Raw genomic sequence first — 17,265 nt, 5'->3', positions numbered from 1 at the left:
GGCGACTCCCGGGTGGGAGTTGCCTTTTTTTGTTTTTAGGGGGTTTCGCGAGGTGGAGATTTCCCTCTGCGCAGCGGAGGGGACCCCCGTCACCGATGGGGGGCAAGGTGTCGGGGGCGTCCTTGGGTCCAGGGGGTTGGGCGGGCAATCCCCTGGTCGCCTGCGGGGGCGAGTCCCCGCCATCGACAGGCCAAAGATGGACGAATCCTCGGAGATTCCGAAATGGTGGCAAAGGAAGAGCTCAGGACAAAAAGAGGGGCCGTTCGCAGGAAGGGATGAGGCCGCGCTCCTCGGCGCGCCGCAGCAGATCCTCCACCGCCCCCACCCCCTCCTCCCCGAGGTTGAGGGAGAAGTCGCTGACGTAGAGGTCGATGTGGCTGGCGACCACCTTGTTGTCCAGTTCCTGGGCGTGGTGCCCGATGTAGGCCCTCGTCTCTTCGGGGTGAGCGCGGGCGTACTTGAGGCTGCTTCGGATGGCCCGGTCGATCAGGCCGATCATCTCCGCCCCGAGGGAGCGGCGGGCGAGGATGCCGCCGAGGGGGATGGGGTGGCCGGTCTCCTCTTCCCACCAGCGGCCGAGGTCGCAGAGCTCGACGAAGCCCTGGTCGAGGAAGGTGAAGCGCGACTCGTGGATGATGACCCCGGCCTCGGCCTCGCCGGCGGCGACGGCGTCCATGATCTCGTGGAAGGGGAGGACCAGGACGTCTTCGTAGCCCTCGCCGTAAAGCTGGAGGAGGAGGTTGGCGGTGGTGAGTCGCCCCGGGATGGCGATGCGCCTGCCCCTGAGGGCCTCCATGGTGGTCTTTCCCCGGCTGATGACGAGGGGTCCGCAGCCCCGTCCCAGGGCGCCGCCGCTGCGTAGCAGGGCGTATTCGGAGCGAAGGTGGCCCAGGGCGTGGTAGGAGACCTTGGTCAGGTCCAGGGCCCCGGACAGGGCGAGCTGGTTGAGGGTCTCCACGTCTTCGAGGCGCTCTCGGACGGCGAGGCCCGGCAGGGGAATCCGGCCGTGGATCAGGGCGTAGAAGATAAAGGTGTCGTTGGGGCAGGGGGAGTAGCCGAGGGTCAGGGTCCGGGTCATGCGAAGGGACTCCCCGGCTGCCAGCTGGCGAGCAGGTCCTTGGTCGCTCGCTGGGCGATGTCGGCGCCGCCCTTCAGGTCCCAGCGGGACAGGTCCCGGTCTTCCACAAGGTTGGAGATGCCGCGGATTTCAAGGAAGGGGATTCCGTAAACGGCGCAGATCTGGGCCACCGCCGCGCCTTCCATGTTCTCGCAGATGCCGCCGGTGCGGCGGGCCATTGTCGTCCCGGCCGCTTCGGTGCCCGAGCAGGTGGAGACGGTGACGAAGCCTCCCGTCGCCAGGGTTCGGCCGGTGATCGCGGCGGTGCGTTCAAGGGCGGGGCGGGCCGATTCCAGCCGGGAGGGGTCGGCGGGGAAGCGGTTGAACAGTGGGCGACCGTCCCGCTTGACGAGAGGCAGTCCGATTTGGTCCATATCCTGGAACACGCCGGGGGCGAGAACCCCTTCGTCGCCGTAGATTTCCTCTGTGGCCAGGGCCAGGTCGCCGACCGCGAGACCGCTTCCCGGGTACGCTCCCCCGCAGCCCAGGCTGATGACCGCGGCGGGTTGACAGGATGTGAGCAAGGTGGCGGTGGCGGCCGCGGCGTTGGCCTTGCCCACCCCGCTGTGGAGCAGCTGAACGAGCTGCCCGTGCAGGGGGCCCAGAAAGAGGTCCCAGCCGCCGCTGCGGCGCACTTCGCAGGGCGCCATTGCTTTGCGCAGCAGTTCGGTTTCCATGGGGATGGCGGCGATAAGGGCGATCATGGCTTCAGGAGAAAGGTAACAGGTTCTAGGTGAAAGGCAAAAGGCTGCAGGAGTCCACGCGAACGAAAGCAGTCCTTCCCTTTTGCCCGGCTGTCTTGACCCTGGGACGTACAGCCTGGTTCCGTCGGTCCGGGGCGGGAAAAGGTGTGCAGTTGCCCGGTCAGAGCCCCTCCCGGCTCAGGTTGCAGGCTTGAACCAGCCCTGGCGGATCAGGTCGCGGCGCAGGTAGGCGCCCTGGTTGCGGACCATGCCCCGGTACCAGAAACGGTCATCCTGAGCCGGCCCGGGCCCCGGAGGGTCGAGACGCTTGCGCCGGTCGGTCAGGTTCTGCTGGAACTTCTCGTCTGAACTGGCGATGATTTCGCGCACCTTGCCGGAGAGGGTCGCGGGGATCCCCTCCAGGACGTACTCGATCATGTCCCGCAGTTTAAGCCCCTGGCGATAGTCCCAGAGGTCCCCTTCGAAGGCGGTGGAGCATTCGCTGACGAAATCGTCCCAGTCCAGAAGCAGGGTGCCGAAATCCTCCTCGGCGAACTCGGCGAGGTCGGGGTTTTCCTGGAGGCGCGCCTCAATCAGGTCCTGCTCCTTTTTGGAGAGGAAGAAGGAAAGACTCTCCTCCACGGGGTACATGTCGAGAAGTTGGGTGACCTCCCCGCAGAAATGGACATAGTCGAGTTCCGTTTCGCTGAGGGCGCTGAAGGGCTGGGGGAGGGTGCCCTGGGGATGGCACAGCAGCGAGAGGTGATCGTGTCCAAGGTCGGTGGGATAGAGCAGGTCCGAGCGGTGATGAAGGCCGTGGCGGGCCAGCATGTCCGTGACCCGGAGGTGGTTGCCGGTAAAGAAGGTGAGGACCTTCTCTTCCGAGTAGAACAGTTCCATGCCCGCCCGGTTGTTAGCCAGCCCGAATCCGACGAAGCCGTCGTGGATGAGGCGGGGCAGGTAGGGTTCGAGGGTCTCCAGGATCTCGTTGGTGGGGAGGTAGGGGGAGTAGTAGACCGCCGGAAGGGGTTGCTCGTCAGGGGCCGCTTCGTGTTCCTCCTGGTAGAACTCCAGGATCAGGAAGGACTCCTCCGGAAGGCAGTCGGCAAAGGAGCGGAAGACCCCGGGGACCTTGGCGGCGCCGGAGACAGCGGTGAAGCGAAAGGAGTCGCTCGAATTTTCAATCGGGGAGTAGTCGTAACCCTCCCGCAGGCGCCGGACCCGGCGCCGCTCGTTGGGCCAAAGGCGGATGCCTAGAGGCCAATCGAAAGGTTCAACTTGCAAGGATGTATGTACCTCGTTGGAATTGATGTCGTGTGGAAAGGGGCTGGAATCTCCCGCAGAAGCGCCATGGACCAGAATTAAAGTAGTGGATCCGGAGAAAAAAGTCAATATGCCTCCGGTCGTTCTGAGCCGTCCTGGCGGGGGCTTGGTGGAGGGGGGGATTGAAAAACAAAACGAAAGTTTGAAAATCCGGGTGCGATGGAAGGGGGCCGAAGGCGGGGAAGGGGAGGCGGCTAAGTAGTTAAAGCGGCTCTTTAATCTGAATAAATGTTTTTATCTAAGGTAAATAATTTTATTGACAATTTCGACCATTTCCGTTATATCCTCCCCGAATAGAACTTCTTTTTATTTTTGGTGGGAAATAGCATCCTGCGCGCGAGCCTTCTGTCCGGCAGCCCCGGGAGGGGTTCGGCGGCGTTTGGCGTTTTTCACGGAACCGTATCGTTTTTGGCGGTTTCAGGCAGTCCGAGTTGTCGATAGGCTGGTTCGCAGCACAGAGAGTCGTTTTCCGGAGATCCGTTCATTTATTTATTCAAAAGGGATGACCGAAATGTCCAAAAAATTGATCAAACCTTCCTTGAAGAATCCTTTGGCGCCACGGGAGGAAGTCGAATTCAACATCCCGGGGGAAATCGCCGGTGCGACCGGCGGCTATGAAGAGGTCATGAAAGAAGGCTACGAGCTGATCCAGCGTCCGGTCAAGTCGGTCGCCGTCGGACAGATCGAGAAGCAGCACTTCAAGAAGCGCATGACCGTCTGGGAGCGGATCAAGGTTCTCACCGACGAAGACCCGAACATTCTGTTCCAGAACTGGGGCAAGAATCTCGACGGCGCTTCCCTGGTCACCGGCATTCTCAATATCGGCGGCCGCGACGTCGCCCTCTACGGGCACGATTTCACCGTCCGCGCCGGCTCCATCGACGCCACCAACGGCAGCAAGCTGGCCAAGCTCTTCAACATGGCCGGCGAGAAGGGGATCCCGGTTCTCGGCATGAACGACTCGGCCGGGGCCTTCGTGCCGGCCGGGGTCGGCGGCCTTGACGGCTACGCCGAGGCCTTCACCGCCCTGCGCAAGATCAGCGGCGTGGTCCCCTCTATCATGTGCATGTTCGGCTTCAACGCCGGCGGCGGCTCCTACCTGCCTCGCCAGGGCAGCTTCGTCATCCAGCCCGAGGATACCTTTTTCGGCCTCACCGGCCCCGGCGTCGTCAAGTCGGTCCTCGGCGAGGACATCACTCCCGAGGAGCTGGGCGGCCCGAAGGTTCACGGCAGCTCCGGCGTGGCCGACCTGACCGTAGCCGACGAGACGGCGGCCCTGCGCACCGCGGTGCGCCTGCTGAGCTACCTTCCCGACAACAATTTCTCCATGGCGCCCTTCCAGGAGACGAGCGATCCTCTCGAGCGCAAGACCTGGGAGATCAACACCCTGCTCAAAAAGGCCTTCAACTCGCCGACGGGCTTCAACACGCCTTTCGACGTTTCCATCGTCATCCAGCAGATCTGCGATCACGGGGATTACTTCGAGATGCAGCCGGGCCGCGCCCGCGAAGCGATCACCGCCTTCGGCCGCCTCGGAGGCAACGTGGTCGGTTTCGTCGCCAACAACTAGGCGGTCGCCTCAGGCCAGATCGATTGCGACTCGGCGGTGAAGATCGCTCGGTTCGTGCGTTTCTGCAATATCTACAATATCCCGCTGATCTTCATGGAGGATACCACCGGCTTCCTCCCCGGGCGCGAGCAGGAGGCCCGCGGCATCGTTCAGGCCGGCCGCTCGATGCTCGACTCGATCGTCGACGTTCGCACCCCGCGCATCCTGCTGATCCTGCGCAACGCCTTCGGCGGCGCCTACGCCTCCTACAACAACTACCCGACCGGCGCCGACCTGGTACTCGCCCTGCCGACGACCCGCCTGGCGGTCATGGGGCCGGCGGGCAAGGAGTTCGTCTACAAGGGCGAGCTGCGCAAGCTGCGCGGTTCCCTCTCCGAGATGATCAAAAAAGGGGCGGCCGAGCGCATCGCCGCCGGCATGGACGGGACCGAGGCCAAGAAAGACGCCGAGAAAGAGGCCGCCGATTGGCTCAAGGCCCAGGAGGCGGAGCTCAACCTGCGCTACGAGAAGGAACTGATGAACCCGAAGGAGGGTCTGGCCCTCGGCTCCATCTCCTCGATCGTGATGCCGACCGACCTGCGCCAGGAGCTCGGCAAGAACATGAACTTCCTCCTCCGCCATTACAAGCCTTCGGCGTGGCAGGGCGTCCAGCGCGAGTTCCACTAGGCTGGCGAGGGGGCTATTGAATGAAAGCGAACGTAGGTTTCGATTTGGAGATAAAACCGATGGCACAGACGACTGACTACTATCAGAATAATCCGCTGATTCACCGCGATCGCCGCTTGAGCCTCTCCTCCTCCGAGTGGGTCCGCTCTTTCTCCTGCGAGGAACTCAAGCCCCTGATCGTCTGCCGCGGCCCGATCCGCAAGGAGGCGATGGACGTCTACGACGAGATGGGGATTGCCCACTACGGCATTCTCCTCTCCGAGAAGGACTCGATCGTCTATCCCAACGCCCTTTCGCCCGAGCTGCGCAAGCTGACCGACAACAGCCGCGTCCACCGGGTTCCCGACTACACCGGGGCCAGCAAGGAGGAGCGCATCGAGCGCATCGGGCAGATTATCTCGATTGCGAAGGACAACGGCTACGACGCGATTTTCGCCGGCTACGGTTTCATGGCCGAAGACGATGAGTTCGTCGCCGCCATCGAGGACGCCGGGCTCAAGTTCATCGGCCCCTGCGCCGCGACCCAGCGCGGCGCAGGCAAGAAGGACGAGGCGAAGCGCACCGCCCTCTCCGTCGACGTCTCGGTCACCCCCGGCATCGACAACGTCACCGCCCGCACCCTGGTAAAGAAGCATCCGAGCCGCGAGGCGCTGCTGGCGCTGGTCAAGGCCGAGGGGCTCAAGGTTGACGCCAAGGTGCTCAAGGACGAGACGCTCTCTCTCGAAGAGTTGGCCGACAAGATCCTTTTCGCCTCCTACGACAAGGGGATCGACCTCTTCTCCATGGAAGAGCTCGGCGCCCAGGTCGAGGCCGAATGTGCGGCGATGTTCAAGGACTATCCCGGCGCCCGGATCCGCCTCAAGGCCATCGGCGGCGGGGGCGGCAAGGGGCAGCGGATCCTCGGCGCGTCCCTGCTGACCAAGAAAAACCCGACCGACGCCGACGTCAAGAAAGCCGCCGCCGACGCGCCGGAGCTGGTTCGCGAGGTCCTGCTCGAGGTCAAGGCGAACGGCGTCGGCGACAACAAGAACGTTCTCGTCGAGCTCAACATCGAGCAGACCCGGCACAATGAGATTCAGCTTCTCGGCAACGGCGAGTGGGCGATCGCCCTCGGCGGCCGCGACTGCTCCCTGCAGATGCACGAACAGAAGCTGCTCGAGATCTCCGTGACCCAGGAGGCTTTGGCGCTTGAAATCGAAAAGGCCAAGAAGGCCGGCCTCAAGGCTCAGGTCAAGGCCCTGGAGTCGGACCTGAAAGTCCTCAAGCGGATGGAGGAGGAGTCGGAGCGCTTCGGCAAGGCCGTCGGCCTCGATTCGGCCTCGACCTTCGAGTGCATCGTCGACGGCAGCCGCCACTACTTCATGGAGGTCAACACCCGCATTCAGGTCGAGCACCGGGTGACCGAGCTGGTCTACAGCCTCAAATTCACCAACCCCAAGGACAAGAACGATTTCTTCATTGTCGAGTCGCTGGTCGAGGCGATGGCTCTGCTCGCTGAGCACAAGGAGCGCCTTCCCCGTCCGGAGCGCCTGCCCCGTTTCGGCGCCGGCGCCGAGGCCCGGCTCAACGCTACCGACTGCTCCCTGTCGCCGAGCGCCGGCGGCGTCATCCGCTACTGGTCGACCCCGATCGAAGGGGAGATCCGCGATGACCAGGGGATTTGCATGGTCAACCCCGACACCGGCCAGTTCATGCGCTACACGGTTGCCGGAGCCTACGATTCCAACATCGCCCTGCTCCTGACCAAGGAGAAAGACCGCCTCGAAAGCTACAACCATCTGTCGAAGGTCCTGCGCAGCACGACACTGCGCGGTACCGACCTGGCGACCAACCTCGAGTTCCACTACGGCCTGGTCAACTGGTTCATCGGCAACAACGTGATGGCCAAGCCGACAACCCGCTTCGTCGTTCCCTACCTGACTCTCGTCGGCAAGCTGAAGGAAGAGGCCGCCAAGCTCGACGTTGTCTATGCGTTCCTGGCCATGAAGAAGCACTACGGCAAGCTCTACGGCGGAGAGCCCGAAGCGGCAAAATCGGTTTCGGAGACCCTCGACCGCAAGGGCACCCTGCTGACCCGGCCGATGGAGAAGCTGTTGGCAGACCCGCATCTCCTTTCCGGCTGGTTGAGCCTCAACAGGCAGAACTTCAAGCTCGAGAAGGGCAAGGTCCTCTGGCTGCGAAATCCCCTGGTTATCCTGGAAGAGACCTACGAGTACCTGCACATGACCTGGCGTCCCGAGGCCCCGGCCGCCGAGGTGATCTGGACGCATGACCGCGATCTGCTCGAAAGCGCCCTCGCCTTCTACGCCGAGCTTCGCAAGACCTTCGGTCTGGAAAAGGGCGAGTTCCTCAAACTTAACGAACTGCTGAACAGGGAAAAACCCCAGGGCGGTTACGATGCGCAGACCTGGGCCCAGGTCCAGTCCGCCCACCAGGGCTACGAGATCGGCAACGAACTTCTCGGCATGCTCTTCATGGTTGCCCAGAAGACCAACTTCTACGATTTTAAGGTCGAAGATGATCTCGAGGTGACGATTCCCGAATATCTGAACGATCCAGACCTCCAGGCGGCGATGAAGAAGGTGCTGGTTCCCCCGCCGGCGACCAAGGCCGACGAAATCGTCACGCCGGGCGGCGGCATGTACTACGCCCAGGAGGCCCCGGGAATGCCGCCCTTCGCCAAGGAAGGCGATCATTTCGAGAAGGGCCAGCCGCTCTTTATCCTCGAGGTCATGAAGATGTTCAACAAGGTCCCGGCACCCTTCTCGGGGACCATCGACAAGATCCTCATCGAGGGGGGCGACGGGGTCATCGTCCAGAAGGGGCAGCCGCTCTTCAAGGTGACCCCTGACGAGAAGTTCGTCGATGTCGATCCGAAGGCGATCGAAAAGGAAAAGCGTGGTCGGACCGCTGAATACCTGGAGGCTGTGCTCTAGAGCGCGATAGCGCTAACGGTCCCAAAGAATCACCTGGAGAGACATTCAAGCCCCGCCTGATCCAGGCGGGGCTTGTTGTTTCGGGGGCGGGTTTGGAGTCGATTTGCTGAAAGCGGGAAACGGTCCCTTCCCGTGGGCGCTAGGCCGGGAAAAGGGGGTCCCGCCCGGATTCAGGCGATAGAGGCCCACTCCGGACTAGAGGGGTTGTCCAGTGGGGGGATCAGGCGACCCAGCAGTAATCGTCCCCTTCAACGCATTCAGAGGTTGCTTCGAGGAACGATTTTTCCTGGGAATCCTTGACGACCTCCGAAACGCCGTGGTTGACCGACCAGGTCGTTCCGCAGATATCGCACTCGATGATCTCTTCATCGAAGCCGTTCGCGTGGACGTCGATCTCGATGTGCTGGTCGGTGTTTTTGCAGACGGGGCATTTCATGCCGAGGCTCCTTTCGCTTGTTATGGTAAAAATGGCCAGAAGGGTAACGTTGTAGAAAATTATACGCTCATAGAAACATTGTGCAAGGGAAAAAACGCCAAAAGCTTCGCCAAAACAGCATGTTACGAGACTTTCTTGTTTTGCTGGACATACCGGTGGTTTGAAAAAGCCAAATTTGTCCCCCCCCATAACGCCCCCACCTTCGGGGCCCAAGTCTTTGAATTGATATAGAAATTCTGAAATAGACCAGGATTTTGAAAATTCCCCCCTGAATGGGGTCGGGTGGACAGCCGGGGTTCCAAAAAAAAACGACTGGAGAAGTGGTCAGGCCAATCCTAAACCGCGTATTCCTCAACTCCGTTTAGATTGAACGGGTGAAACGGGCGGTTTTCCGACCCGTGGTTGCCCAGGTCATGGGTGAGAGCTGTTTCCTTGGGGGGGAGGGGCGCATTGGGGTCCCAAAAGCACAGTTTTGGTGTCCCGTCTTTTTTTGCCTCCGCAGGGAGGGAGCGCTCCCGGTGTTGATGGAAGCGGGGGAATGATTCCTGGAGCTCGTCTCGATTCGGTCGGGACGCGCCCCGAGTCGAAAATTAAAACATAAGTTTGGGAGTTTTTGGGGAATTTGAAACCTGGGCCTCAGCGGGGGCGGGTGGCTTTAATGACAGTAAATAGGTTTTACCCTCAATAAACAATCCTGTTGACAATTCCTGCGTTTTCGGTTATATCTGCGCTCCTATAAAACCATTTTTTATTTCTTTTTACGGGATCGAATATGGCTCTGGAATTCAATATCGGCTCCAAGATCAAGAAACTTCGCAAAGCGCGCAAGCTTACCCTGCAGGACGTGGCTCGGGAGACGGGTTTCTCTCCCGCCCTGATTTCGCAAATCGAGAACAACAACGTCTCGCCCCCCATCGCGACCCTCTCCAAGCTCGCCAAGTTCTTCGACGTGAAGATGGGCCTGTTTTTCGAGGAGGAGGAGGAGGAACGCAAGTTCGAGGTTGTGCGCAGCGGGGAGCGGCGGGTCGCAAGTCGAGTGATCTCCAAGGCAGGAACCGGCCACGGGTACACCTACGAGGCCCTCTCCTTCCGCAAGCGCAATAAGAAGATGGAGCCGTTTCTGGTTTCCGTCTCCGAGCGGGCCGAGGAGGAGACCCTCTACAATCACGAAGGGGAGGAGTTCCTGCTCATTCTCAAGGGCAAGGCGGAGGTCATTCTCGAAGACCAGCGCATTATCCTCGAGGCGGGGGATGCGATCTACTTCGATTCAGAGCTCAAGCACCGCCTTCTCTCTTACGATGGCCAGGAGGTTCAGGTGGTTGCCGTTGTAACTCGCTGACTGCCGGCGAAGAGCGACCCCGCCCTTCTTGATCGGGCATCGGAGGGCAGAGGAACAATCGCCCCCCTTATAGAGACAAGACCGGAGGATCGGCCGACCCTGGTCGGTCCTTTTTCTTTTTGCAGAAGCCGAAAACCGGGGAGTCGGAGCCGTAGGGACGGCTTCTGGTTTTGTGACTGAAAGGAGCTATGACATGAGCATTCGCGACCAAAAAGGACGCTGGGAATCGACCACGGTCAAGAAGGTCACCGACCGCAACCCCGAACGCAAGGCCAAGTTCGAAACGACCTCCGACCTTGAACTGGAGCGGGTCTTTACCCCCGAGGGCGACGCCCCCGCGTATATGGAGACCCTCGGCCTTCCCGGCGAGTATCCCTATACCCGCGGCGTGCAGCCGACCATGTATCGCGGCCGTTTCTGGACCATGCGCCAGTACGCCGGCTTCGGCACCGCCAAGGAGTCGAACGAGCGCTACCGTTACCTTCTCGGCGCCGGTCAGACCGGGCTCTCGGTCGCCTTCGACCTGCCGACGCAGATGGGCTACGACTCGGACGGCCCCATGGCCGACGGCGAGGTCGGCAAGGTCGGGGTCGCCATCGACACCCTGGCGGACATGGAAATTCTCTTCGACCAGATCCCCCTCGACAAGGTTTCCACCTCCATGACCATCAACGCCTCGGCCGCGGTGCTGCTCGCCATGTACATCGCTGTCGCCGAGAAGCAGGGGGTCAGCTCCGACAAGGTCATGGGCACCATCCAGAACGACATCCTCAAGGAGTACATGGCCCGGGGCACCTACATCTACCCGCCGCAGGAGTCGATGCGGATCATTACCGACATCTTCGCCTATTGCAAGGATCACGTCCCCAAGTGGAACACCATCTCCATCAGCGGCTACCACATCCGCGAGGCCGGCTCCTCCGCGGTCCAGGAAGTCGCCTTTACCCTCGCCGACGGCATCGCCTACGTCGAGGCGGCGATCAAGGCCGGCCTCGATGTCGACGAGTTCGCCCCGCGCCTGGCCTTCTTCTTCAACGCCCACAACAACCTGTTCGAGGAGGTCGCCAAGTTCCGCGCCGCCCGCCGTATCTGGGCGAAGGTGATGAAGGAGCGCTTCGGGGCCAAGAACCCCAAGAGCCAGATGCTGCGCTTCCACACCCAGACTGCCGGTTGCACCCTCACCGCCCAGCAGCCCGACAACAACATCATGCGCGTAACCATCCAGGCGCTGGCCGCGGTCCTCGGCGGCACCCAGTCGCTGCATACAAACAGCCGCGACGAGGCCCTCGCCCTGCCGACGGAGGACTCGGTGCGCATCGCTCTGCGCACCCAGCAGGTCATTGCCCACGAGTCCGGGGCGGCCGATTCCATCGATCCCCTGGCCGGCTCCTACATGGTGGAGAGCCTCACCGACCAGATCGAGGCGAAGGCACTGGAGTACATTCAGAAGATCGACGATCTCGGCGGAGCCACCGAGGCGATCAGCCGCGGGTTCCAGCAGAAGGAGATCCAGGACAGCGCCTTCGCCTACCAGAAGGCGATCGAGAGCGAGGATCAGGTGATCGTCGGGGTGAACAAGTTCACCGTCGAGGAAGAGCCGCCGAAGGACCTGCTCAAGATCAAGCCCGAGGTGGAGATCGCCCAGAAGAAGGCCATCGCCGAGGTCAAGGGGAGCCGTGACCAGGCCGCGGTGCAGGAGAAGCTGGCGGCCCTGAAACAGGCCTCACAGGGGACTGACAACCTGATGCCCTATATCCTCGACGCCGTCAAGGCCTACGCCTCCCTCGGGGAAATCTGCGACGTGATGCGCGACGTCTTCGGGGAGCACCAGGAGACGGTTGTCCTTTAGGGGCTGTAGAAACAATTGGCCACAGAGACGCGGAGACAAAGAGAAGAGTCCTTTAGAGGTCTCTCTCCGTGTTTTCTGTGGCTCTGTGGCCTTTTACATTCAAGGAGATGATTGCCGTGACAAAAAAAATCAATCACATCGGAATGGCCGTCAAGAGCCTCGATGCGTCCGTTCCCTTCTACCGGGACGTGATGGGGATGGTTTTCGAGGGGGCCGAGGAGGTCGCCGAGCAGAAGGTGAAGGTCGCCTTTCTGGCCGTCGGCGAGAGCCGGATCGAGCTGCTCGAGCCGACCGCCCCCGATTCCCCGGTGGCCCGGTTCCTGGAAAAGAACGGTGAGGGCATCCACCACGTCGCCTATGAGGTGGAGGATGTCGAGACGACCCTGGCTCAGTTCAAGGCCAAGGGGATTCGCCTCATCGACGAAGTTCCGCGCAGCGGCGCCCACGGCACCCGCATCGCCTTTCTCCACCCCAAGGCTACCGGGGGCGTTCTGACCGAGCTATGTCAAACCCCAAAAAGATAAAACAAAACAATGTTTGTTGAAAAAAGTTCCGTGTTTTAGATTTAAAAAACAGGACCTTGGCGGCACAACATGAAAATTGTCTTGACAGGTCAGAAAAGAAAAATATACTGGACCCTAAAATTTTAAAACAGGGGGTGCGGGTTGGTGCTTGACTCCCGACGGGGGGTTGTTAGACTGGGCTGGCAGGAGGTTTCATCCATTTTCGGGGAGGTCCTCAAATGCTGAGATGGAAACAACTGGCCCTGGTCTTTTCATTCCTCTTCTTGCTTCCCGCACTCGCTCCCGCCATGGAACAGGGAGAACCGGCCCCCGACTTCAAACTGCCGACGCTCGAGGGGGAGACGGTCCGCCTTTCCGATTACCGGGGCAGGATCATTCTTCTCAAGTTGGCCACCACCTGGTGCCCGACATGCAAGCAACAGTCGGAAGCCATTGAAGACGCTGAGGCCTATCTCAAAGAGAAAAACGTGGCGGTATTGGAGGTGTTCCTTCAGGACTCCGAGTCCATGGTTCGGAAGTATCGCGAAAAAAACACCGTCAATCTCGATTTTGTGACTCTGCTCGATGACGGGTCTGTACGAAAAGCATACAATGTCTACTTGATTCCGCGGGTGCTTTTTATTGATCAGGAATTCAAGGTTCGCCGCGACGGCAGTATCATGAGCGCCAAGCAGTTGATTCTTGAGGTTGACAAGATGGCTGACGTTGGCGACTCGGAATAACCGAAGGAAGCGGATGCCCTGTGGTGTTTTGACCCGCTTGTTCGTTGGAAAACGCGAGAAAGGGTTGCCGCTTGCAGATGAGGTTCTCTAGGATCGGCCGATCCGGCGCTTGAAGGGAGCTCGCCCCGGGCGTTTTTTGTTTTCTGCAACATTAAATATATTGACAACCCGAAAAGGTCTTCTATTATCCTTGGTATGCATTTATTAGGCGAAGTGATGTTTAACCGTTGCGTAAAAACAACACTGTGGCAAAGGTTCTACAGGTCTCGGATCCTCGGTTCGGCGGCCGACGGTTTTGGGGGCGAAAAAAGTCCCGACAAATCGGCTCCTTACGAGGCCCGGGTTTGTTTTGGGGTTTTCTGAATATTGGCATTGATATTGTATTAAGTATAATTATGCTTAAATAGGGTTCTGTTTGGATGTGTGTTTTTGTGGTCAAAATGACCCAAAGTTCAATCATTCACGAATGAAAGGAGGTGAAAGGATGAAAAAACTGATTTCTGTCCTGTTGGTGTCCGTGCTGGCCCTCTCCCTTTCCGCTTGCGCTGGTATGAAGAAAGGCGAAGCCGCCCGCGTCAAGTGCCCCGCTTGCGGGTACGAGTTCGAAGTTCCCGTTGACCATGATTAATTGATTGTTCAGGTTGTCCCAAGCCCTTGTGGAGGTATTTAAATACGCGAGGGGTTAAATTATTCATTCAGGAGGCAAAAGTGAGCAGAATTTTAAAGACCTTGTTCGTTGTGGCTCTGGCCCTGGCCATCGCCACCCCGGCCTTTGCCGAGTTCAAGCTGAACGGCTACTACCGGGCGCAGGGCTATCTCCAGCAGACGAAGGTGGCCGGCGTCGAAGAGCCGACCGATCAGACTTTCGTCAACCAGCGCCTGCGCATGAAAATGACCTACAGCCTCACCGACCGCGTCTCTTTCGTCTACTACGGCGAAGTCGACACAGATTGGGGTGAGAACGGCAAAGGCGGCAACGACGGCAAGCGTGGCGCCGACAGTATCAACCTCGAAACCAAGAACGCCTTCCTCAACGTCAAGTTCCCCGACAGCGGCTGCAACCTGCGCCTCGGCGTTCAGGGCATCAAGGACGACTTCGACGGCGTTGTCTTCTTCGACGACATGGCCGGCGCGGTCGGCACCGGCAAGCTCGGTACCGCCGATGTGCGCCTCATCTGGTCCAAGTGGAACGAGAACGACCGTAGCGAGACCGACGACGTTGATCTCTATGGCCTCGGCGTCTCCAACAAGTTCAGCGACGCCCTCACCCTCGGCGGCGGCGTCTACTACCTGGTTGACAACTCCGATGACCTCGACGGCAACACCGCCCTGTACGCCGGCCTCAACGGCGACGTGCGCTTCGGCAACATGGCCATCAACGGCTTCGGCGTCTTCCTGAGCCAGGACGACGAGACCGCGAGTTCCGACGGCACCGGCTACGCCGCCACCGTCAAGGGCAACATGAAGCTCGACAACGGCCAGCTCGGCCTGCGTCTCTTCTACTTCAGCGAAGACGACGACTCCGCCGACAACAACGGTTGGACCGGCAACTACGGCGCCTACGAGTTCGTCAATGAGAACCTGGTCTTCTTCCTCGTCGACAAGTACGTCACCGACGCCGGCAAGAACCGCTACGTCTTCACCGACGCCGTCAACGCCGGCTTCGGCGCCTGGGGCGCGGTCCTGAGCGGCAGCTTCAACATGCCCATGGACATGTACACCAAGTTCGGCCTCGGCTACTTCTCCGCCGTCACCGACGACGCCAACGACGATAATGTCGGCGTTGTGGACGGCGAGGGCATGGGCTTCGAAGCCGCTGCCCAGGTTGGCAAGAAGTTCGCCGAGAAGGTGGACCTCAGCCTGCGCGTTGCCTATGCCGGTTTCGGCGACTTCTACAAAGGCACCGCTGCTGGCAACGATCCTGACGACGCCTACGCTGCGATCGCCATGATCCACGTGCCCTTCTAAGTAATATTGCGTCGGTTGCCAATGGCGACCGTCTGTCCTATCATGTGGCCGGGCCTTGTGCCCGGCCTTTTTTTATCGAGCACCACAAGGGCTTTCACGCAAAGCCGCGAAGGTGGCACTGAAGGGCGCAAGGAAACGGTGATAAAGAAGTCGCCCGGGCCTTTTCCCTTTGCATCATTCTGAGTCGTAGTTCCAATACTCGTCCCGCTCATGGCAGGAAGATTCGCGGTGTCACCCGCCCCTTGAGTCCTTTTCGGAAAACAGGAGATTGTTCTCATGCAACGGTTTTCGCTCTGCGTATTTCTGGTCCTGATCTCCCTTCTTCTGAGACCTTTCCCGGGCCAGGCCGAATTGACCGACGACGTGGCCAAGGACCTGCTGCCGGTCCCCGGCTCTCTGGTCATGACGGTGGGGACTGAATGGCTGGTCGACCTGGACGCCACCCAGGGAACCCGAGTGGGCGACCTGTTCAGCGTGGTGGGACCCGGGGAGAGGGTTGTCCACCCGACCACGGGGAAAGTTCTCGGCACCCTCGACGCGGTCAAGGGGTTCGTCCAGGTGACGCGGGTCAAGGAGGGATACTCCTATGCCTCCATTCTGAGCGCCAGCGAGGCCCTGAGCCCCGGTGATCGCATCCGGCGGTGGGAAAACCTGCCGGCCCTCTTCTGGGATGACACCGGAGGGGGAGAACCCCTCTTTCAGGCGTTGAGGGAGAGACTGCCCCATCTCGACTGGACGCCCTATGCCGATGCCCAGGCGGCCAGGCCCCGTCCCGCAGGCCCTCTCGAAGGGCAAAGGGCGGTCCTGGTTTTTCTGCTCGATGAATACGGGCTGGGGGTGAAGGACGGTGCCTTCCAGACCCTGAGATCCTATCCCCCCGAGGCTTTGGGCGGCTTCGCAGGGACCGCCTTCCCGGCGCTCCCCCTCTCTCCCGCGCAGCCCCCGGCCCCGCCGGCCGTGCCCGCGCCCGCAGTTTCGGCAACGGCTGCAACTTCGGGCCAGCTCGCGGGTTCAACGCTGAGCGCCTCGCTGGCTCCGGCAGAAGGCCGGGGGGCGATTATCCGCAAGGAGGCGGCGGGCCTGGAGGGGGTCTGGTCCAGTGCGGAGCTCAAGGGCCAGCCCGTCGGCATCGAGGTCGGCGACCTGGACGGTGACGGCCGCCTGGAGGTGGCCGTCTGTTTCAAGGACCGGCTGGAGATCGGACGGGTTGCGGCGAAGGGTTTCGATCCGCTGTCCACCCTGCCGCTCAAAGACTCCCGCAAGCTCATTTCCCTGGACGGGGCCGACCTGGACGGCGACGGCAGGTTGGAACTCTACCTCACCGCGGGGCGGGGAGAGGAGCTGGCCTCCTTCGTGGTGGAATTGGTCGAGGGCGGACTGCAGGAGGTCATCTCCCGGGTCCCCTGGTGGTTCCGCCGGGTGGATCTGCCCGAAGAAGGGCCGGTGCTCCTTGCCCAGCGAATGGGAGCGGGGGAAGACGATTTCAGCGGCTCCCTCTTCCGCGTGGTTCGGGAAGACCGCCAGCTCAAGCGGGGCCCTGCAGTGAAGCTGCCCGGGAATCTGGCCCTGTACTGTTTTGTTCCTTTCGAGGGGGCGAAGGGTGATTCCCTGCTGGCCAACCTTTCCGGCGGGGACCGGCTGCAGGTCCTCGATGCCGGCGGCGCCAAGCTGTGGGAGAGCGAAGACCAGTTCGGCGGGTCCGAATCGTTCATGGTGCGCACCGAGGAAGCCTATGAGCCGGGACCGCGTTTCGTCTTTCTGAAGGCGCGCCTGGAGCGGAACGGCGGCGAGGTGCTGGTCCCGGTCAACGAGGGTTCGCGTCTGGGGAGCGCCTACCGCGAGTTCCGCCAGAGCCACCTCAAGGCGATGAGGTGGGACGGCTTTGCCATGGTGGAGACCTGGCGGACCGGCAGCGTGGGCGGTTATCTGGCCGATTTCCGGGTCGCCGACGCCGACAACGACGGGGCGGACGAGCTCGTTACGGTTGTGGCCTTTTCCCACGGCGACTTGTTCAAGAAGGCGACTCCCCGCTCCTCGGTGCTGATCTACGAGATTCAGTAGATCTGGAGACTTCCTCCTTCCCCTGAAACCTCAAGCCCCGGCTTTTTGCCGGGGCTTTTTCGTTGGCCACG

At 60.9% G+C, this 17,265-nt stretch carries 12 protein-coding genes and 1 pseudogene; 9 read left to right on the top strand and 4 right to left on the bottom strand.

Annotated features, from left to right (window positions below):
• Positions 1–241: 241 nt before the first annotated feature.
• The 3 genes from C0617_RS12010 to C0617_RS12000 form a co-directional block, all read right to left on the bottom strand.
• Complete coding sequence (locus C0617_RS12010) at positions 242–1,078, bottom strand: 1,4-dihydroxy-6-naphthoate synthase (protein WP_291317272.1); 837 nt, start codon at positions 1,076–1,078, stop codon at positions 242–244.
• Positions 1,075–1,821: a futalosine hydrolase gene (gene mqnB / locus C0617_RS12005; protein ID WP_291317271.1), complete on the bottom strand. Its 747-nt coding sequence runs from the start codon at positions 1,819–1,821 to the stop codon at positions 1,075–1,077. The genes C0617_RS12010 and mqnB overlap by 4 nt, the downstream gene beginning before the upstream one ends.
• Before the next feature lie 177 nt (positions 1,822–1,998).
• Positions 1,999–3,084 carry a hypothetical protein gene (locus tag C0617_RS12000; protein WP_291317270.1) on the bottom strand — a complete coding sequence of 362 codons (1,086 nt, stop codon included), beginning with the start codon at positions 3,082–3,084 and terminating at the stop codon, positions 1,999–2,001.
• 550 nt (positions 3,085–3,634) lie between these two features.
• On the opposite strand from C0617_RS12000, the pseudogene C0617_RS11995 reads away from it, so the two are divergent.
• Positions 3,635–5,359 (top strand): annotated as a pseudogene (locus C0617_RS11995) (carboxyl transferase domain-containing protein).
• Between the two features lie 59 nt (positions 5,360–5,418).
• On the top strand, positions 5,419–8,295 hold the full coding sequence (locus tag C0617_RS11990; protein WP_291317269.1) for a biotin/lipoyl-containing protein: 2,877 nt from the start codon (positions 5,419–5,421) through the stop codon (positions 8,293–8,295).
• Between the two features lie 220 nt (positions 8,296–8,515).
• Here C0617_RS11990 and C0617_RS11985 read toward each other — a convergent pair whose 3' ends face one another.
• On the bottom strand, positions 8,516–8,731 hold the full coding sequence (locus C0617_RS11985) for a hypothetical protein (RefSeq protein ID WP_291317268.1): 216 nt from the start codon (positions 8,729–8,731) through the stop codon (positions 8,516–8,518).
• Positions 8,732–9,503: 772 nt separating this feature from the next.
• On the opposite strand from C0617_RS11985, the gene C0617_RS11980 reads away from it, so the two are divergent.
• From C0617_RS11980 to C0617_RS11950, 7 genes are all read left to right on the top strand, one after another.
• Entirely contained in the window at positions 9,504–10,070 is a 567-nt protein-coding gene (locus C0617_RS11980) for an XRE family transcriptional regulator (RefSeq protein WP_291317267.1), read from the top strand.
• 193 nt (positions 10,071–10,263) lie between these two features.
• Complete coding sequence (locus C0617_RS11975; protein ID WP_291317266.1) at positions 10,264–11,919, top strand: methylmalonyl-CoA mutase family protein; 1,656 nt, start codon at positions 10,264–10,266, stop codon at positions 11,917–11,919.
• Between the two features lie 116 nt (positions 11,920–12,035).
• The gene (mce, locus tag C0617_RS11970; RefSeq protein ID WP_291317265.1) at positions 12,036–12,443 is read left to right on the top strand and encodes a methylmalonyl-CoA epimerase; all 408 of its coding nucleotides are present in this window, start codon (positions 12,036–12,038) and stop codon (positions 12,441–12,443) included.
• Positions 12,444–12,661: 218 nt separating this feature from the next.
• Entirely contained in the window at positions 12,662–13,165 is a 504-nt protein-coding gene (locus tag C0617_RS11965; protein ID WP_291317264.1) for a peroxiredoxin family protein, read from the top strand.
• Positions 13,166–13,649: 484 nt separating this feature from the next.
• Positions 13,650–13,793 carry a hypothetical protein gene (locus C0617_RS11960; protein WP_291317263.1) on the top strand — a complete coding sequence of 48 codons (144 nt, stop codon included), beginning with the start codon at positions 13,650–13,652 and terminating at the stop codon, positions 13,791–13,793.
• 80 nt (positions 13,794–13,873) lie between these two features.
• A complete protein-coding gene (locus tag C0617_RS11955) occupies positions 13,874–15,133 on the top strand; it encodes a hypothetical protein (RefSeq protein WP_291317262.1) in 1,260 nt (419 codons plus the stop codon).
• Between the two features lie 276 nt (positions 15,134–15,409).
• A complete protein-coding gene (locus C0617_RS11950; RefSeq protein WP_291317261.1) occupies positions 15,410–17,194 on the top strand; it encodes a VCBS repeat-containing protein in 1,785 nt (594 codons plus the stop codon).
• Positions 17,195–17,265: the final 71 nt, after the last annotated feature.

The sequence above is a fragment of the Desulfuromonas sp. genome (assembly GCF_002868845.1).
Taxonomy (GTDB): Bacteria; Desulfobacterota; Desulfuromonadia; order Desulfuromonadales; family BM501; genus BM501.
The sequence above is the reverse complement of the archived record's forward strand: the minus strand, read 5'-3'. Positions and strand labels throughout refer to the sequence as shown.